The sequence below is a fragment of the Bradyrhizobium sp. AUGA SZCCT0431 genome (assembly GCF_018131065.1).
GTDB lineage: Bacteria > Pseudomonadota > Alphaproteobacteria > Rhizobiales > Xanthobacteraceae > Bradyrhizobium.
The window spans coordinates 186,301-204,950 of sequence record NZ_JAFCLR010000001.1 but is presented as its reverse complement, the minus strand read 5'-3'; the positions used below and the strand labels follow the sequence as shown (position 1 = coordinate 204,950).

The following is an 18,650-nucleotide window of genomic DNA, read 5'->3' as shown; positions in this document are numbered from 1 at the left end:
CTACGTCGTCACCGCAACGCCTTCTCGATCTCTGCCTTCAGCACGGTGTCGACATTGGCCGGCGTCACCGGCCCGACCAGTTTGTAGACGATGGTGCCTTCGCGGCCGACCACAAAGGTCTCGGGCACGCCATAGACGCCCCATTCGATCGAGCCGCGACCATTGCTGTCGGCGCCGACCATGCTGAACGGGTTGCCGTAGCGGCCGAGGAAGCGGCGGGCGTTGTCGGGCGAATCCTTGTAGTTGATGCCGACGATCTGCAGCCGCTTGTCCTTGGCCAGGGCGGTCAGTAGCGGCATCTCGTCATGGCATGGCACGCACCAGGACGCCCAGACGTTGACGACGCTGACCTTGCCCTTGAAGGCCGCCGGGTCGAGCCCGGGAATAGCGATGCCGTTGTCGACCAGGCCTGCCAGCGCCGGCAGCGCGGTTTGCGGCGCCGGGCGGCCGATCAGGGCGGATGGAATTTTAGAGGGATCGCCGCCGTGCAGCCGCAGCAGGAACAACCCGGCCACCGCCATGAAACCGATCAGTGGCAGCATCACCAGCCAGCGCCGGCTTTGCCGCGGTGCGTCAGATGCCGCCGGCCCGCTCATCTTATATCCGCCGCACTGCGGCCGGAGCGCCTGGTGATGCCGCTGGCCTCGAGCTCGCGCAGGCGCTGCGTCTGGCGGCGAAAATCGATGGCGATCCAGGCAATCAGGATAGCGACCACCGCGGCGACCAGCGCGTAGGACGTCACGATGAAGGAGGCATAGGGACCGAGCGCCATCGCGTCACGCGGCCTGTTGGCTGGCTTGCATGATCTGCAAGCTGCGCACGCGGCGGCGCAGGATCTCGTTGCGCATCGCCGCCAGATGCAGCGTGACGAACAGCAGCGAAAATCCAACCGCCATCACCAGCAACGGAATCAGGAAGGCGCGGTCGAGCGTGGAGCCTCCCATCCGCAGCACCGAGGCCGGCTGATGCAGCGTGTTCCACCAGTCGACCGAGAATTTGATGATCGGCAGATTGAGCGCGCCGACCAGTGTGAGGATCGCCGCCGCCCGCGCCGCGCGCGAGGGATCGTCCACCGCGCGCCACAGCGCGATCAGGCCGAGATACATCAGAAACAGGATCAGCACCGAGGTGAGCCGCGCATCCCATTGCCAATAGGTGCCCCACATCGGCCGGCCCCACAGCGAGCCGGTGACCAGCGCGAGAAATGTGAAGGCGGCGCCGATCGGGGCGGCCGCTTTCGCAGCGACGTCGGCAAGTGGATGCCGCCACACCAGCGTGCCCAGCGCCGCCAGGCTCATGACGCCCCACACGAACATCGACAGCCACGCGTTGGGTACGTGGATGAACATGATCTTGACGGTGGCGCCCTGCTGATAGTCGTCGGGCGCCATTGCTGCCTGGTACAAGCCGATGAGCAGCAGGATCGCGGTCGCGCCCGCCAGCCACGGCAATATGCGCGCCGTCAGCGACAGGAACTTGGTGGGGTTGGCGAGGTCGATCAGCGTCATGGGCATCCTGATAGTCGGCGGCGGCGGAGCAGGCAATGCGGCTTGTTCTGTTCCATCAAGTGTTGATCGGCGTTCATCAGGTTATCTAGTCCAGCCCGTGCCGCAGGCTGGCGGCTGCGGCAAACGGTCCGATCACGAAACTCACCAGCGAGATCGCGCACAGGATCGAAAACGGTGTTCCAAACGGCAGCGGTCCCGATATGGCGGCCTGCGACGCCGCGACGCCAAAAATCAGCACCGGGATCGACAGCGGCAGCACCAGCACCGCGAGCAACAACCCGCCGCGATGCAGCGTCACCGCCAGCGCGGCGCCGATCATGCCGATAAAAGTCAGTGCCGGCGTTCCCACCAGCAGCGTCAGCGCCACGGCCGAGGTCGCGGTGGCGTCGAGATTGAGCATCAGCCCAAGCACGGGGGTCGCGATGATCAGCGGCAGGCCGGCGGCGAGCCAGTGCGCCAGCGCCTTGGCGGCACAGGCCAGTTCCAGTGGTGTCCGGCCCATCACGATCAGATCGAGCGAGCCGTCCTCGTGGTCTGATGTAAACAGGCGGTCGAGCGTGAGCAGACTGGCCAGCAGCGCGCCGAGCCAGAGAATGGAGGGCCCGAGCCGCGTCAGCAGCGCCAGGTCAGGCCCGAGTGCAAACGGCATCAGCACGGTGACGGTGAGGAAGAACAGCACGCCGATCAGCGCGCCGCCGCCGACGCGCAGCGCGATCCTGATATCGCGTCGAATCAGCGCGGCAAGGGCGGTCACGCCGGCCCTCCCATCCGCAATTCGCCAGCCTCGATCCCGAGCGGCGCATGGGTCGCCGCGACGATGATGCCGCCGCGCGCGAGGTGATCGCGCATCAGGCCAGCGAACAGATCCTGCCCTGCGGCATCGAGCGCCGAGGTCGGCTCGTCCAGCAGCCAGACCGGCCGCCGCACCGCGAGCAGCCGGCCGATCGACAACCGCCGCCGTTGGCCGGCCGACAGATACGCCGCCGGCAAATGCGTGGCGTGCGCGAGCCCCACTCTGGCGAGGCTTTCATTGGGATCGCTGGCGTCCCCGCCCAGAAAATCCCGCCAGAACGACAGGTTTTCAAGCACGCTGAGCGCGGGTTTTAGTGCGTCGCGATGGCCGAGATAATGGGCCTGTTCGGGCAGCGTCAGTTCGCCCGCACCGCCTTCCAGCGCGACCGATCCGCCTGCCGGCACCAGCAAGCCCGCGATCAGCCGCAGCAGCGACGTCTTGCCGGACCCGTTGGGGCCGACGACGGCGAGCGCTTGGCTAGATGCGGCCTCGAAATCGAGCCCGGAAAACACCGCGCGCCCACCCCGCACACAATCGATCTGGCGTCCTCTGAGCCGCATCTTGCCTCGTTACGGCCCTCTGAAAAGCTTGGGGTACCGCATCAGAATTTTTGGGTCGCGCAATGCTGCAGCACGATCGTGGTTGTGGCGGCGCATCTAGAAAGATTCTATAAGCCCGGAACTTGATGCAGCACACAACCGGCGGCCGCAAGCCGGTAAGCCGACCGCGCTGACGGTGTTTAAATACCCTTTGCCGGGTATAACTGAGAATTGGGATTTCCTGACATGACCTCGCTCGACAGCTTCAAATGCCGCAAGACCCTCAAGGTCGGTGGCAAGACCTACGTGTATTACAGCCTGCCCGCCGCCGAGAAGAACGGTCTGAAGGGAATTTCCAAGCTTCCCTATTCGATGAAGGTGCTGCTGGAAAACCTGTTGCGCTTTGAAGACGATCGCACGGTCAAGAAGGCCGACATCATCGCGGTGTCGAAATGGCTGAAGACCCGCAAGCTCGAGCATGAAATCTCGTTTCGCCCCGCACGCGTGCTGATGCAGGATTTCACCGGCGTGCCGGCGGTGGTCGATCTTGCCGCGATGCGCAACGCGATGCAGGCGCTCGGCGGCGACGCCGAAAAGATCAACCCGCTGGTGCCGGTCGACCTCGTCATCGACCACAGCGTGATCGTCAACTTCTTCGGTGACAACAAGGCGTTCGGCAAGAACGTGGTCGAGGAATACAAGCAGAACCAGGAGCGCTACGAGTTCCTGAAGTGGGGCCAGAAGGCGTTCACGAATTTCTCGGTGGTGCCGCCCGGCACCGGCATCTGTCACCAGGTCAATCTCGAATACCTCGCCCAGACGGTGTGGACCCGCAAGGAGAAGATGACGGTCGGCAGGAAGACCGGCACTTTCGAAGTCGCCTATCCCGACACGCTGGTCGGCACCGATTCGCACACCACGATGGTCAATGGTCTCGCCGTGCTGGGCTGGGGCGTTGGCGGCATCGAGGCGGAAGCTGCGATGCTCGGCCAGCCCCAGTCGATGCTGCTGCCCGAGGTGATCGGCTTCAAGCTCAAGGGTCAGATGAAGGAAGGCGTCACCGCCACCGACCTGGTGCTGACCGTGACGCAGATGCTGCGCAAGCAGGGCGTGGTCGGAAAGTTCGTCGAATTCTACGGCCCCGGCCTCGATTACCTGTCGGTCGCTGACAAGGCGACGATCGGCAACATGGCGCCGGAATATGGCGCGACCTGCGGCTTCTTCCCGGTCGATGCCGCGACCATCGATTATCTGAAAACCTCGGGCCGGAAGGCCGATCGCGTCAAGCTGGTCGCGGCCTACGCCAAGGCGCAGGGCCTGTTCCGCACCGCCAAATCGGCCGATCCGGTGTTCACGGAAACGCTGACGCTCGATCTTGCCGATGTGGTGCCCTCGATGGCCGGTCCGAAGCGTCCCGAAGGCCGCGTCGCACTGCCGGCGGTCGCCTCGGGCTTCGCCGCGGCGATGACCACCGAATACAAGAAGGCGGCGGATGCCTCGCATCGCTTCGCCGTCGAGAGCCGCAAGTTCGATCTCGGCCATGGCGACGTCGTGATCGCCGCGATCACCTCCTGCACCAACACGTCGAACCCGAGCGTGCTGATCGGCGCAGGCCTGCTGGCGCGCAACGCCGCCGCCAAGGGCCTGAAGGCCAAGCCCTGGGTCAAGACCTCGCTGGCGCCGGGCAGCCAGGTGGTCGCGGAGTACCTTTCCAACTCCGGTCTGCAGCTCGATCTCGACAAGGTCGGCTTCAACCTGGTCGGCTTCGGCTGCACCACCTGCATCGGCAATTCCGGCCCGCTGCCGGAGGATATTTCGAAGTCGATCAACGACAATGGCATCGTCGCCGCCGCCGTGTTGTCGGGTAACCGCAATTTCGAAGGCCGCGTCTCGCCGGACGTGCAGGCGAATTATCTCGCGTCGCCGCCGCTGGTCGTCGCCTATGCGCTGGCCGGCACCGTGACCAAGGACCTTTCGGTCGAGCCGATCGGTGAAGGCAAGGACGGCAAGCCGGTGTTCCTGAAGGACATCTGGCCGACCTCCAAGGAAATCAACGCCTACATGAAGAAGTTCGTCACCGCGACGATCTTCAAGAAGCGCTACGCCGACGTGTTCAAGGGTGACACCAACTGGCGCAAGATCAAGACGGTCGAGAGCGAGACCTATCGCTGGAACATGAGCTCGACCTATGTGCAGAACCCGCCCTACTTCGAAGGCATGAAGAAAGAACCGGAACCGATCGTCGACGTGGTCGATGCGCGGATTCTGGCGATGTTCGGCGACAAGATCACCACCGACCACATTTCGCCGGCCGGTTCGATCAAGCTGACCTCTCCGGCCGGAAAATATCTGTCGGAGCATCAGGTGCGTCCGGCCGACTTCAACCAGTACGGCACGCGGCGCGGCAACCATGAGATCATGATGCGCGGCACTTTTGCGAATATCCGCATCAAGAACTTCATGCTCAAAGGCGCTGATGGAAACATTCCGGAAGGCGGATTGACAAAACATTGGCCCGACGGCGAGCAGATGTCGATCTACGACGCGGCGATGAAGTACCAGGCCGAGCAGGTGCCGCTGGTGGTGTTCGCCGGCGCCGAATACGGCAACGGCTCGTCGCGCGACTGGGCGGCGAAGGGCACCAGGCTGCTCGGCGTCCGCGCGGTGATCTGCCAGAGCTTCGAGCGCATCCATCGCTCCAACCTGGTCGGCATGGGCGTGCTGCCGCTGACCTTCGAGGACGGCCAGTCCTGGACGTCGATCGGGCTGAAGGGCGACGAGAAGGTGACGATTCGCGGCCTGCAGGGCGATTTGAAGCCGCGCCAGAAGCTGACCGCGGAAATCGTGTCCGGCGACGGTTCGCTGCAGCGCGTTTCGCTGCTCTGCCGCATCGATACGCTCGACGAGCTCGACTACTACCGCAACGGCGGCATTCTGCACTATGTGCTGCGCAAGCTTGCGGCTTGAGTTCTGTTTTGACGCGTTTTCTTCACGCGAACCGGTATCCACTTCGCTTGAAAACGCTTTGAAACGCGGATTTGTGATCGGTGGCTCACTGCGAAGTGAGTAGCGACCGGGGAGAAGGCGGCCTATGAAAAGGCCGCTTTCTTGCGTCTGGGGTGCGCGCTTAGGGATAGAAAATCATGCCCCGTACAAATACGGATAGAAATCGCCAGTACCGGTTCGCAGTATGACAGCGATGATGGCCAATAGTTCGATTTCGCGATGGTCGGGTGCGCTTGGCGTCTGTGCCATTGTCGCGATTATCCGTCCCGCTCATGCCGATCCGCGCGCGGTCGTCGAGCTATTCACCTCGCAAGGCTGCTCGTCGTGCCCGCCGGCCGACGAGATCATTGGCGAGCTTGCCAAGGACCCCAACGTGATCGCGCTCAGCATGCCGATCGAATATTGGGATTATCTGGGCTGGAAGGATACGCTGGCGGACTCGCGCTTCAGCGCGCGCCAGAAAGCCTATTCGCAAATGCGTGGCGATCGCGACGTCTACACGCCGCAGGTCATCGTCAACGGTTCGGCGAAGGTGGTCGGCAGCGATCGTGCAGGCATCGACAGCGCAATCCAGCACACCCAGAAGGCCGCCGGCGTGATGTCGGTGCCGGTGACGATGACGTTGTCCGGCAAGCACATCAACGTCTCGGTGGCGGCGAGCAACGCGCCGACTTCATCGCAGGGCGAAGTCTGGATTTGCTCGGTCTCGAAGGCGGTGCCGATCTCGATCGGGCGCGGCGAAAACCGCGGCCGCCAGGTCACCTACTACAATGTGGTGCGCAACATCCTGAAGGTCGGGGACTGGAACGGCAATTCCGGAAGCTGGACCGTTCCGCTCGAAAACATCTCCCGCGATGGCGTCGATGCCGCGGTCGTCTATGTCCAGGACGGCAATCGCGAAAAGCCCGGCCCGATGCTGGGCGCGGCCTACACGCCGCTGCGCTAGTTAGCGCTGGCGTTCGTAGCCCGGATGAAGCGAAGCGCAATCCGGGGCAACTATCTCCGCTCGCGCCATCCCCGGATTACGCTTCGCTTCATCCGGGCTACGATGCTGAAGATTCTAAGCTGAGGGCAGCGTTGCAGCCGGCGAAGCCAGAGTCCCGCGCGGCATTTGCTTGAGTCGCATCCCCAAAAGAAAAAGGACCAACTCTCGTTGGCCCAGTGCGGGAGAAAGCTCCCCTGCGAACAGACCCGATCCCGACGGCCCCGGGGGGCTGGGGGCTGAGGAATCCGGAACCGAAAGGACCGGGTCAACGCAGGATTTACTTGTCGCAAGCCAGCGGGGCGGGCGATGGGCGGAAGTGGGGCAGCAATATGATTCCTCTAACGTTCCCGTGACTCGGTATTTCCGGTGTTGCCGGACGGCCCGTCGCGGTTTCCGTCGCAATTTCAAAGGGCCTTGCGGTGTCCGGCGGTTAGCGCGATCATGTCATTGTCATGATCCCGAAAAGTGGGGACCGGTTTTTCGGAACACGATCATGCCGGAGACGACAGGAGGCGCTCGATGAGTTCGATGTCGGAGGACACTGATCCAAGCGGGAGTCGCGCAGTGGCGCGCACCGCCACTGCAAGTCCGCTGCCGAATAGCGTTACGTTCAATCGCCTGGAGCTCAATCGCATCCTCAATCTGTACGGCCGCATGGTCGCCGATGGCGAGTGGCGCGACTATGCCATCGACTTCCTGAAGGACCGTGCGGTGTTCTCGGTGTTCCGCCGCGCCTCCGAAGTCCCGATCTATCGCATCGAGAAGGATCCGCGGCTGGCGCGCAAGCAGGGCATGTACAGCGTGATCTCAGCGACCGGGCTGATCCTGCGCCGCGGCCATGAGCTGGAGCGCGTGCTGCTGGTGATCGATCGCAAGCTGGCGGTGGTTTAGCGCGGTCCTGTAGCCCGGATGAAGCCAACGGGTCGCGCGAATGCGCGCCCGATGACAGGCTCCGCGAAATCCGGGGGCCGGTTTCGCCTCTTATTCCCGGATTGCGCCGCGCTCCATGCGGGCTACGAAGCTACTCATCCGAGCCCATTCTACTTTGCATGGGGTTGTTTTCGCGATTTTGTGTCCGGCCCCGGCGATGGGCTACGAAGCAGGTACCGTCGTGGCGCCTTCGCCAAGCGCGCGCTGCATCATCACCGTGTCCAGCCAGCGTCCGAATTTGAGACCGACGCAGGGGTGCGTCCCGATCATCTGGAAGCCGGTCTTGGTGTGGACGCCGATCGAGCCGGCGTTGGCGGAATCGCCGATGACGGCGATCATTTGCCGGTAGCCCCGCGCTTCGCATTCGGCGATCAGCCGCTGCAGCAGCAACAGACCGATGCCGCGGCGGTGGGTCGCCGGCTGCAGATAGACCGAGTTTTCCACCGTGAAGCGATAGGCCGGCCGCGGCCGGTAGGGGCCTGCATAGGCATATCCGATCACCCGGCCTTCCACCGCGGCGACGAAATACGGGAACCCCCCTTCCATCAGCGCGCGGAACCGCCGGGTCATCTCGGCGAGATCGGGCGGGACCAGCTCGAATGTCGCGGTGCCGTAGCGCACCGCGTGCTCGTAGATTTCGGTGACAAAGGGGAGGTCGGCCTCGGTGGCGGGCCTGATATCGGGCGTAGGCATGGTGACAGATTATTTTTGCTGGCCGCAAAAGAAAAGCCCCGGCCGCGAGGCCGGGGCTTCAATTCTTTGGCTGGGCTGGAGCGCTAGTCGCGCTGGCCAAGCAGCTGCAGCAGCAGCGTGAACAGGTTGATGAAGTTCAGGTAGAGCGAAAGTGCGCCGGTAATCGCCGCCTTTTCCGCAATGTCACCGCCCTGCGAGGCATAGCCGTAGATGTAGTCGTTCTTCAGCCGCTGGGTGTCATAGGCGGTGAGGCCCGCGAACACCAGCACGCCCACCACCGAGACGATGAACTGCAGCATCGAGCTGGCGAGGAAGATGTTGACCACGCTCGCGATGATGATGCCGATCAGGCCCATGAACAGGAACGAGCCCATGCCGCTCATGTCACGTTTGGTGGTGTAGCCGTAGAGGCTCAGCGCGCCGAAGGTCGCCGCCGTGATGAAGAACACGCGCACGATCGAGGTGTGCGTGTACACCAGGAAGATCGACGACAGCGAGACGCCCATCAGCGCCGCGAACGCCCAGAACAGCAGTTGGGCCGTCGCGGGCCTCAGCCGGTTGATGCCAAACGAGATCGCGAACACCATGACCAGCGGCGCGAGGATAAACAGCCACTTCAGCGGGCTGACATACATCGCGTAGCCGAACGGCGTCAGGAACTCCTTGCCGAACTTGGCGACGCCGGCCGACTGATCCGGGGTCACCGCCAACATATAGACGCCGAGCGCAGCCAGACCGGTGATGGCCAGCCCGATCGACATGTAATTGTAGATGCGCAGCATGTACGCGCGCAGACCGGCATCGACGGCCGCGGCATCGACGCGTCCGGCGGCCCGGCCGAAAGGAGAAGCGTAGTTACGGTCTAGGTCCGACATGGTCGAATTCCCGTTGGTTGCCCGGCGGATCGCAAGGGGTTTGCGTCGCCGGTTAGAATATCTAGCCCAAAGGCCGCGATTTGCTGACATTAATTCGGTGTCATCAAACCGGCCTCTGTCCCAGGCTGGTATGTGGGAAACTAACACATTCGCTGCAAGCTTCCACGCGCGGCTGAATGTCGCTCTAGATAGCTATTTTCCAGCAAAAGCAGCGTTAACGCGGCCTTGCCGCCCGCTACAAATTGTCACAAATTTCGCAGCACGCTGGCCGGCTTCTGGTTCAGGGCCAGCAACGTGCCGGCGAGTCCGAGGCCTACCGTGACGATCAGGGCCGCGGCGACAACGCCGGCGGCGCTGCCGGCCTGCCATATGAAGCTCAGCGTCATTAACCGGGTCACGATCAGCCAGGCCGCAACCGAGCCTGCAATCACGCCGAACACCGCCGTGGCCAGGCCGATCATCAGATATTCCAGTGCGTAGGCGCCGAGCAGCCGCACCCGCGTCGCGCCCAGGGTCTTCAGGATCACCGCGTCGTAAACCCGGTGGCGATGGCCGGCGGCGAGCGCGCCGCCCAGCACCAGGATGGCCGAAATCAGCGTCACGGCGCTGGCGCCGCGAATCGCGAGCGTGAGATTGGTGACGACGGTGCCGATCGTGTCCAGCGCCTCGCGGACCCGCACACTGGTCACCATCGGGAACGCGTCGGCCACCTGCTTGATGATCCGGGCGTCGCTGGCCGGATCCGGGTGGGCCTCGGACAGGGTCGCGACATGGGTGTGCGGCGCGCCCTTGAAGGCGTTGGGCGAGAACACCAGCACGAAATTAATGCCGAGGCCCTGCCAGTCGACGTTGCGCAGATTGGCGATCTTCGCCGGGATGTCGCGGCCCAGCACATTGACGACGATCTCGTCGCCGATCTTGAGCTTCATTCCGTCGGCGATCTTTTTCTCCATCGAGACCAGCGGCGGCCCGCGATAGTCCGCGCTCCACCAATCGCCCTCGACGACTTTTGAGCCCTTGGGAATGTCGGCCGTATAGGTCAGGCCGCGGTCGCTTTGCAGCACCCATTCGGTATCCCGCGTTGGCTTGAGCTCGTCGGCCTTGATGCCGCGTGCCGCGACGATGCGTCCGCGCAGCATCGGGACATCCTCTACGGTCGACTGCGGCGCAGTCTGCTTGAGAAACGCGCCGAAGCGATCGGCTTCCGAGGTCGGGATGTCGATGAAGTAGAACGAGGGCGCGCGGTCCGGCAACGCCGCCAGGAACTGCCGGCGCAGATTGCCGTCGATCTGGGTGATGGTGACGAGGACGGCGAGGCCAAGGCCCAGCGACATCACGACCGAGGGCGTCAGCGCGCCGGGACGGTAGATGTTGGCAATCGCCAGCCGCAGCATGGTGATATCAGATCGCGGCAGCCGGCGCGCCAGCGCCATCAGGCCGGCGGCGACGCCGCGCAGCAGCGCGAACACCGCAACCGACGAGGCGACGAACACGGCCGCGATGCGCTTGTCGTAGGCAAGGCCTATGGCGACCGCGATCAGCAGCGCGATCACGACGGCCATCAAGACGAGGTATCGCCAGCGCGGACGGTGCCATTCGCGGGCGACTTCCTCGCGGAACAACGCCGCCACCGGCACGTCGTGAACCCGTCCGAGCGGCCACAGCCCGAACGCGAGCGCGGTCAGCAGGCCGTAGACGAAGGACAGTGCGAGTTCGTCGAGATGCAGCGCGGGGATCACGGGCAGCGGCAGCAGCTTGCCGAACAGGCCGACGATGACGAACGGCAGCGCCGCCCCGGCGGCGAGCCCGATGATGGAGCCGATCCCGGCGAGCACGACCACCTGGGTCAGATAGATCGTGAAGACGTCGCGGCCGGTGGCGCCGAGCGCCTTGAACGAGGCGATGACGTCGCGGCGGCGGTCGATATGGCTCTTGACGGCGTTGGCGACACCGACGCCGCCGACCAGGAGCGCGGCGAGGCCGACCAGCGTCAGGAACTGGGTGAAACGGCTGATGGTGCGCTCGAGTTGCGGCGAGGCGTTGGCGCGGCTGCGGATCCACCAGCCGGCCTCCGGCAACGCGGCCCGCACGCTGTCGATCAGTTGGGTCGCTGCGCGCTCGTCGGCCGCATTATCAGGCAATTTCAGCCGGTAGATCCAGCGCACCAGGCTGCCGGGCTGCAGCAATCCGGTCGCGCGCAGACTGGTCTCGCTGACCAGGACGCGCGGGCCGAGCCCGACATTGCCGGCTAGCTTGTCCGGTTCGGCGCCGACCACGCTGCGGATCTGGTAGTTGGCGTTGCCGATGCTGATGCGGTCGCCGATCTTGAGATCGAGCCGCGCCAGCAGCACGGAATCCACCGCCGCGCCGAATACGCCGTCGCGCTCGGCCAACAAGTCCGCAACCGGCATCTTGGGATCAAGCGACAACTCCCCGAGCATCGGGTATTTGCCGTCCACCGCCTTGAGTTCGACCAGCGCCAGCCTGCCATCGCCGCTGCGGGCCATGACGCGCAAGGCGGCCGCGACCGAAACCTCGCCGCGGGCGCGCAGGAAGGCGATTTCCTCAGGGTTGGCTTCGCGCTGGATCAGCGAGAATGCGACGTCGCCGCCCAACAAGGTGCGGCCCTCCCGGCTCAGGCCGTCGCTGAGGCTGGCCGCGACCGAGCCGACGCCGGCGATCGCCATCACGCCGAGCGCGATGCAGGCGATGAACACGTAAAAGCCGCGCAGGCCGCTGCGCAATTCGCGAAGCGCGTAGCGCAGCGCCAGCGATGACGCGCGGCTGCCGCCAGCGGCTTCCGGCGCCATGGTCATGAAGTGGACTGTCCGTCGATGCGGCCTGAACGCAGCCGCACCACGCGGTCGCAGCGTTGCGCCAGCGAGGTGTCGTGCGTCACCAGCACCAGCGTCATGCCGCGCTCGGAATGCTTGGTGAAGAGCAGGTCGACGATCTGCTTGCCGGTCGCCTCGTCGAGATTGCCGGTCGGTTCGTCCGCGACGAGGATCGCAGGATCCGGCGCCAGCGCGCGGGCCAGCGCGACGCGTTGCTGCTCGCCGCCGGAGAGTTGCGTCGGATAATGGTGCAGGCGATCGCCGAGGCCGACCGAGGTCAGCTCTTGCTCGGCTCGTTTGGCCGCATCGGGATTGCCGGCGAGCTCCAGCGGCACCGCGACGTTTTCCAGCGCCGTCATGGTCGGGATCAGATGGAACGACTGGAACACGATGCCGACCTGGCGGCCGCGGAAGCGGGCGAGGGCGTCCTCGTCGAGGGCATTGAACGGGGTGCCGTTGACCACCACCTCTCCGCTGTCAGGCCGCTCCAGCCCCGCCATCACCATCAGCAAGGTCGACTTTCCCGAGCCTGACGGTCCAATCAGGCCGATCGCTTCGCCCGGTGCCACACGAAGGCTGATATCTTTCAGGATATGAACGCGTGCCGCGCCCGTGCCGAGCGAGAGGTTTACGTTGGAAATGGAAATGGTGTCCGGCTCCAGGCCGGTCAGTGAAGAGGGTTCGATGAGACTGTCCATGGATCGGTCATATGGCAATTCCGCCGCCGGGGTCGAGGGCCGGATAGGCATGTTCGTGCACATACTCGTGTTGATTATGGCCTTGATGACGACACAGACGGTTTTTGCGCAGACCCCGGTCACACCCCCGGGAAAGCCTATCAAGATGGTCGTGCTCGGCGATTCCCTGAGTGCCGGCTATGGCCTGGCGGCGACCGGGGCGTTCCCCGTCCGCCTGCAAAAGGCGTTGGAAGCCAAAGGGATAAAGGTCGATATGATCAACGCCGGGGTGTCCGGCGACACCACCTCGGGCGGCCGCGACCGGCTCGACTGGTCGGTGCCGGAAGGAACCGAGGCCGTGATCCTCGAACTTGGCGCCAATGATGCCCTGCGCGGTACTGACCCGGCCGTCACCCGCGCCGCGCTCACCGATATGCTGACCCGGCTGAGAGCCCGCAAGATCGCCGTCCTGCTGTGCGGGATGCTGGCGCCGCCGAATTATGGCAGCGAGTATGCGGCCCGCTTCAACGCGATCTACCCGGAGCTTTCGAAATCCTTCGGCGTGCCGCTCTATCCGTTTTTCCTGGAAGGCGTCGCCGCCGAGGCCAAGCTCAACCAGCCGGACGGATTGCATCCGACCGCTGAGGGCGTCGACATCATCGTGAAAAATATTCTGCCCAGTGTCGAGGCATTTCTCGGCGCGATATCTGCGCAACGCAGCTGAAAATACAGCAGTGAATAACCCTACCCGATAGTTTTCCCCGTAGCTTTCCGGTCCACTGGCACCGGCTGCTTCGCAGAGTCATATAACTCAGGTAGAAATTGGTGATCGGTGATTCGTCATCGGGTTTCAGCATCGGGAGTCGAGCGATGCCGCGTTTGTTTGCTGGACTGGAAATTCCGGCCGAGATTGGCCAGACCCTTTCCAATTTGCGTGGCGGCCTTCCGGGCGCACGCTGGATCGATCCCGAAAATTATCACGTCACTTTGCGTTTCATCGGCGACATCGACGGCATGTCGGCGAATGAAATCGCCTCGATGTTGTTTCGGGTCAACCGCAAACCGTTCGAGGTCAAGGTACAGGGCCTGCAAAGTTTCGGTGGGCGCAAGCCACGGGCGGTGGTGGCCTCCGTCGAGCCGAGCCGGCCGCTGATCGAATTGCAGGCCGAACTCGAGCGGATGATGCAACGCATGGGGCTCGATCCCGAGGGACGCAAATTCACCCCCCATGTGACGCTGGCGCGGCTGCACGACGCTTCGAGCCAGGATGTCGCCGACTATCTGTCGGTGCGCGGCTATTTCCCGAGCCGCACCTTCATGGCCTCGCGCTTCGTGCTGTTCTCGTCGCGCGCCTCCACCGGCGGCGGCCCGTACGTGGTCGAGGATTCCTACGCGCTGAGTGCGTGAGGGTGGCCGGTAGCCCGGATGGAGCGAAGCGAAATCCGGGAAAGTTTCGCCAACGGGTGGAATCCCGGATTGCGCTGCGCTCCATCCGGGCTACGGGTCTGGACAGCCGCGCATACCCCCACCACCAATTCACGGCTTGCAATTTTCGCACGCTTGGGGCCGTAAGGGGGGCCATGCTGTCGACCACCCCACCCACCTCGTTCCGCGCCCATTATCAGGGCCTGGTCACCTCCGGAGCGATCGAGGCCGACCCGGCGCAGGCCCGCGCTGCGGACGCCTTTGCGGCGCTGGAAGACCGGCTGTCCAGCTACAAGCCGCTGCGCAAGCAGAGCCTGCTCGGCCGGCTGTTCGCCGACAAGGACGAGCCGCCGCCGCGCGGGCTTTACGTCCATGGCGAGGTCGGCCGCGGCAAGACCATGCTGATGGATCTGTTTTTTCAGCAGAGCGCCATCGAGCACAAGCGCCGCGCGCATTTCCACGAATTCATGGCCGAGGTGCATGAACGGATTTACGGCTACCGGCAGGACATCGCGCGCGGCGAGATCGCCGACGGCGATGTGATCGCGCTGACCGCGAATGCGATCTTCGATCAGGCCTGGCTGCTGTGCTTCGACGAATTCCACGTCACCGATATTGCTGACGCTATGATCCTGGGCCGGCTGTTCACAAAGCTGTTCGAACTCGGCACCGTCGTGGTGGCGACCTCGAACGTGGCGCCCGACGACCTTTACAAGGGTGGCCTGAACCGCGCGCTGTTTTTGCCTTTCATCGCGCAGATCGCCGATCACATGGACGTGCTGCGGCTCGATGCGCGCACCGATTTCCGGCTGGAAAAACTCGCCGGCGTGAAGATGTGGCTGGTGCCGGCGGATGACGCCGCCGGTGACGCGCTCGACAAGGCCTGGCGCAAGATGACCGGCAACGCGCCCTGCAAGGCGCGCGATATCGCGATCAAGGGCCGCATCCTGCGGGTGCCCTGTTCGTCGCACGGCGTCGCCCGCTTTACCTTCGCCGAACTCTGTGAGCAGCCGCTGGCGGCATCCGATTATCTGAGGCTGGCGCACGACTATCACACCATCCTCGTCGACCGCATTCCAGTCATGGACTATGCCGAGCGCAACGCCGCCAAGCGATTCATCTCGCTGATCGATACGCTCTATGACAATGCCGTGAAGCTGATGGCGTCGGCGGACGCCGATCCGGTGTCGCTGTATCTGGCAACCGATGGCAACGAGGCCAACGAGTTCAAGCGCACCTCGTCGCGGCTGATCGAAATGAGTTCCGAATCCTACCTGGCGCTCCCGCACGGGCGGAAAGATTCAGCCGCGAGCGGCTCCAGCACGGGGTTGGTGGAAACGTAGGATTCAATCTGGCTGGCCGTCATTCCGGGGCGCACGAAGTGCGAACCCGGAATCTCGAGATTCCGGGTCTGATCCTTCGGATCATCCCGGAATGACGGTGGGCGTACTGGCATGCCTGATTGAAATCAAGGCAAGTCCGGCAGGAGGCCTACAATTGGGCACGCCGCGACTTGAACGTATCATTCGAAAGGGATAACCAGCCTCCCAGTTCACTTTCCACCCTCTCCATCTACGTCTCAGAAGGACAAATTTCCCATGGCGCGCGACAAGATTGCTTTGATTGGCTCCGGGCAGATCGGCGGAACGCTGGCTCACCTCATTGGCCTGAAGGAGCTCGGCGACGTCGTCATGTTCGACATCGCCGAGGGCGTGCCGCAGGGCAAGGCGCTCGACATTGCGCAGTCGTCGCCGGTCGACGGTTTCGACGCGCATCTCACCGGCGCCAATTCCTATGAGGCGCTCGACAATGCCAAGGTCTGCATCGTCACCGCCGGCGTGCCGCGCAAGCCCGGCATGAGCCGCGACGATCTCCTCAGCATCAACCTCAAGGTCATGGAGCAGGTCGGCGCCGGCATCAAGAAATACGCCCCCGACGCCTTCGTCATCTGCATCACCAACCCGCTGGACGCGATGGTGTGGGCGCTGCAGAAGGCTTCCGGCATGCCGCACAAGAAAGTGGTCGGCATGGCCGGCGTGCTGGATTCTTCGCGCTTCCGCTATTTCCTCGCCGATGAGTTCAACGTCTCGGTCGAAGACGTCACCGCCTTCGTGCTCGGCGGCCATGGCGACACCATGGTGCCGCTGACGCGCTACTCCACCGTCGCCGGCATTCCGCTGCCCGACCTCGTCAAGATGGGCTGGACCTCGCAGGCGCGGATCGACGAGATCGTCGATCGCACCCGCAATGGCGGCGCCGAGATCGTCAACCTGCTGAAGACCGGTTCTGCCTTCTACGCTCCGGCGGCTTCCGCGATTGCGATGGCCGAGAGCTATCTGAAGGACAAGAAGCGCGTGCTGCCCTGCGCCGCCTACCTCAACGGCGAATATGGCGTGAAGGACATGTATGTCGGCGTGCCCGTTGTGATCGGCTCCAAGGGTGTCGAGCGCATCGTCGAGATCGAGCTGGCCGGCAAGGATCGCGAAGCCTTCGACAAGTCGGTCGGCGCCGTGCAGGGCCTGGTGGATGCCTGCAAGAAAATCGCGCCCGATCTGCTCGGCCGTTGATTTTATTGAGCTTTCGCCCTGAAAACGGGGCGAAAGCATTTTCGGGGTTGCAGTTCCTTTGGTATATGGTATGCCAACTACCAATATCGGCGGGCTGTAGAACTTGCCGTAAGAAGGTTTGGGGAGCGTCCAGATGAATATCCATGAATACCAGGCCAAGGCGTTGCTGCATGAATTCGGGGTGCCGATTTCGCGCGGCGTGCCTGTGTTGAAGGCCTCGGATTCGGAGGCGGCGGCCAAGGCGCTTCCCGGCCCGATCTGGGTGGTGAAGAGCCAGATCCACGCCGGCGGCCGCGGCAAGGGCAAGTTCAAGGAAGCTTCCGCCGGCGACAAAGGCGGTGTCCGCATCGCCAAGTCGGTCGCCGAGGTCAACGAGTTCGCCAAGCAGATGCTGGGCGCGACCCTCGTCACGATCCAGACCGGCACCCACGGCAAGCAGGTCAACCGCCTCTACATCGAGGAAGGCTCCGACATCGACAAGGAGTTTTATCTCTCGATCCTGGTCGATCGCGAAACTTCAGAAGTCTCGTTCGTGGTCTCGACCGAAGGCGGCGTCAATATCGAGGACGTTGCGCACAACACGCCTGAGAAGATCATCACCTTCTCGGTCGATCCGGCGACCGGCATCATGGCCCATCACGGTCGTACGGTGGCGAAGGCGCTGAAGCTGACCGGCGATCTTGCCAAGCAGGCCGAGAAGCTGGTCGCGCAGCTCTACACAGCCTTCATCGCCAAGGACATGGCGATGCTGGAGATCAATCCGCTCGTCGTCACCAAGCAGGGCGATTTGCGCGTACTCGACGCCAAGGTCGCATTCGACGACAACGCGATGTACCGCCATCCGGAAGTCGCGGCCCTGCGCGACGAGACCGAAGAGGACGCCAAGGAAATCGAGGCGTCGAAATACGATCTCAACTACGTCACGCTCGACGGCACCATCGGCTGCATGGTCAACGGCGCCGGTCTCGCGATGGCGACGATGGACATCATCAAGCTCTACGGCATGGAGCCCGCGAACTTCCTCGACGTCGGCGGCGGCGCGAGCAAGGAAAAGGTTGCGGCCGCCTTCAAGATCATCACCGCCGATCCGAACGTGAAGGGCATCCTCGTCAACATCTTCGGCGGCATCATGAAATGCGACATCATCGCCGAGGGCGTGGTCGCGGCCGTCAAGGAAGTCGGCCTGAAGGTGCCGCTGGTGGTTCGCCTCGAGGGCACCAATGTCGACGCCGGCAAGAAGATCATCAGCCAATCCGGGCTCAACGTGCTGCCCGCCGATGATCTCGACGATGCCGCGCAGAAAATCGTGAATGCCGTCAAGGGAGGCTAGCGATGGCTGACCGTCTCGCCGCACCGACTGCCCTGGAGGAACACCGCAAGCTCGCCGTGTTTGCCGGCGAGTGGAGCGGCGAAGAGATGGTTTATCCCTCGCGCTGGAACGCGGGCGGCCCGGCGACCGCGCACGTCAAGGCGCGCATGGATCTCAACGGTTTCTATCTGATCCAGGACGCGGTCCAGATGCGCGACGGCAAGGAAACCTTCGCCACCCATGGCGTGTTCACCTACGACCGCGAGGACCGGCACTACAAATTGTTCTGGCACGATTCGCTCGGCTACTACTCGCCGGCGCCGGCCTCCGGCGGCTGGACCGGCAAGACGCTGATCCTCGTGCGCGGCTCGCTGCGCGGCAATGCGCGCCATGTCTACGAAGTCGTCGACGACAACAACTACACCATGAAAATCCAGTTCTCGCCTGATGCCGAAGGATGGGCCGACGTGCTCACCGGCACGTATCGGCGAATCCACTGATCCCGTTTC

The 18,650-nt window shown here is 63.7% G+C and carries 18 protein-coding genes; 9 read left to right on the top strand and 9 right to left on the bottom strand.

What is annotated here, in order from left to right:
* Positions 1-8: 8 nt before the first annotated feature.
* The 5 genes from JQ567_RS00880 to ccmA form a co-directional block, all read right to left on the bottom strand.
* Complete coding sequence (locus JQ567_RS00880; protein WP_212437050.1) at positions 9-596, bottom strand: DsbE family thiol:disulfide interchange protein; 588 nt, start codon at positions 594-596, stop codon at positions 9-11.
* Positions 593-772 carry a heme exporter protein CcmD gene (ccmD, locus tag JQ567_RS00875; protein ID WP_212437049.1) on the bottom strand — a complete coding sequence of 60 codons (180 nt, stop codon included), beginning with the start codon at positions 770-772 and terminating at the stop codon, positions 593-595. The genes JQ567_RS00880 and ccmD overlap by 4 nt, the downstream gene beginning before the upstream one ends.
* Positions 773-776: 4 nt before the next feature.
* The gene (locus JQ567_RS00870; protein ID WP_212389401.1) at positions 777-1,508 is read right to left on the bottom strand and encodes a heme ABC transporter permease; all 732 of its coding nucleotides are present in this window, start codon (positions 1,506-1,508) and stop codon (positions 777-779) included.
* Positions 1,509-1,593: 85 nt separating this feature from the next.
* Positions 1,594-2,262 carry a heme exporter protein CcmB gene (gene ccmB / locus JQ567_RS00865; protein ID WP_212389400.1) on the bottom strand — a complete coding sequence of 223 codons (669 nt, stop codon included), beginning with the start codon at positions 2,260-2,262 and terminating at the stop codon, positions 1,594-1,596.
* Positions 2,259-2,861: a heme ABC exporter ATP-binding protein CcmA gene (gene ccmA, locus JQ567_RS00860; protein WP_212437048.1), complete on the bottom strand. Its 603-nt coding sequence runs from the start codon at positions 2,859-2,861 to the stop codon at positions 2,259-2,261. Before ccmA ends, ccmB begins: the two co-directional genes overlap by 4 nt.
* Before the next feature lie 225 nt (positions 2,862-3,086).
* Between ccmA and acnA the strand changes: the two genes are divergently transcribed.
* The 3 genes from acnA to JQ567_RS00845 all read left to right on the top strand — a co-directional run bounded on the left by acnA (position 3,087) and on the right by JQ567_RS00845 (position 7,722).
* Positions 3,087-5,807, top strand: coding sequence for an aconitate hydratase AcnA (acnA, locus tag JQ567_RS00855; protein WP_212437047.1), 2,721 nt, complete (start codon positions 3,087-3,089; stop codon positions 5,805-5,807).
* 223 nt (positions 5,808-6,030) lie between these two features.
* Positions 6,031-6,792, top strand: coding sequence for a thioredoxin family protein (locus JQ567_RS00850; protein WP_212437046.1), 762 nt, complete (start codon positions 6,031-6,033; stop codon positions 6,790-6,792).
* 558 nt (positions 6,793-7,350) lie between these two features.
* Positions 7,351-7,722, top strand: a complete 372-nt coding sequence (locus JQ567_RS00845) for a DUF2794 domain-containing protein (protein ID WP_211999183.1) — start codon at positions 7,351-7,353, stop codon at positions 7,720-7,722.
* Positions 7,723-7,923: 201 nt separating this feature from the next.
* On the opposite strand, the gene JQ567_RS00840 is transcribed toward JQ567_RS00845, so the two are convergent.
* The 4 genes from JQ567_RS00840 to JQ567_RS00825 form a co-directional block, all read right to left on the bottom strand.
* Positions 7,924-8,454, bottom strand: a complete 531-nt coding sequence (locus JQ567_RS00840; RefSeq protein ID WP_212437045.1) for a GNAT family N-acetyltransferase — start codon at positions 8,452-8,454, stop codon at positions 7,924-7,926.
* Between the two features lie 83 nt (positions 8,455-8,537).
* A complete protein-coding gene (locus tag JQ567_RS00835) occupies positions 8,538-9,329 on the bottom strand; it encodes a Bax inhibitor-1/YccA family protein (RefSeq protein ID WP_212437044.1) in 792 nt (263 codons plus the stop codon).
* A 245-nt stretch (positions 9,330-9,574) separates the two neighbouring features.
* Complete coding sequence (locus JQ567_RS00830) at positions 9,575-12,145, bottom strand: ABC transporter permease (protein WP_212437043.1); 2,571 nt, start codon at positions 12,143-12,145, stop codon at positions 9,575-9,577.
* A complete protein-coding gene (locus JQ567_RS00825; protein ID WP_212273355.1) occupies positions 12,142-12,861 on the bottom strand; it encodes an ABC transporter ATP-binding protein in 720 nt (239 codons plus the stop codon). Before JQ567_RS00825 ends, JQ567_RS00830 begins: the two co-directional genes overlap by 4 nt.
* Positions 12,862-12,916: 55 nt before the next feature.
* On the opposite strand from JQ567_RS00825, the gene JQ567_RS00820 reads away from it, so the two are divergent.
* The 6 genes from JQ567_RS00820 to JQ567_RS00795 all read left to right on the top strand — a co-directional run bounded on the left by JQ567_RS00820 (position 12,917) and on the right by JQ567_RS00795 (position 18,641).
* Positions 12,917-13,564, top strand: a complete 648-nt coding sequence (locus JQ567_RS00820; RefSeq protein WP_409363570.1) for an arylesterase — start codon at positions 12,917-12,919, stop codon at positions 13,562-13,564.
* A 146-nt stretch (positions 13,565-13,710) separates the two neighbouring features.
* Positions 13,711-14,247 (top strand): RNA 2',3'-cyclic phosphodiesterase, encoded by a 537-nt coding sequence (thpR, locus tag JQ567_RS00815; RefSeq protein WP_192739017.1) that lies wholly within the window; start codon positions 13,711-13,713, stop codon positions 14,245-14,247.
* Positions 14,248-14,420: 173 nt separating this feature from the next.
* A complete protein-coding gene (gene zapE / locus JQ567_RS00810; protein WP_212437042.1) occupies positions 14,421-15,608 on the top strand; it encodes a cell division protein ZapE in 1,188 nt (395 codons plus the stop codon).
* 255 nt (positions 15,609-15,863) lie between these two features.
* Positions 15,864-16,832, top strand: coding sequence for a malate dehydrogenase (gene mdh, locus JQ567_RS00805; protein WP_192739019.1), 969 nt, complete (start codon positions 15,864-15,866; stop codon positions 16,830-16,832).
* Positions 16,833-16,965: 133 nt separating this feature from the next.
* Complete coding sequence (gene sucC, locus JQ567_RS00800) at positions 16,966-18,162, top strand: ADP-forming succinate--CoA ligase subunit beta (protein ID WP_212437041.1); 1,197 nt, start codon at positions 16,966-16,968, stop codon at positions 18,160-18,162.
* 2 nt (positions 18,163-18,164) lie between these two features.
* Positions 18,165-18,641 carry a DUF1579 family protein gene (locus JQ567_RS00795; RefSeq protein ID WP_192739021.1) on the top strand — a complete coding sequence of 159 codons (477 nt, stop codon included), beginning with the start codon at positions 18,165-18,167 and terminating at the stop codon, positions 18,639-18,641.
* The last annotated feature ends 9 nt before the right edge of the window (positions 18,642-18,650 follow it).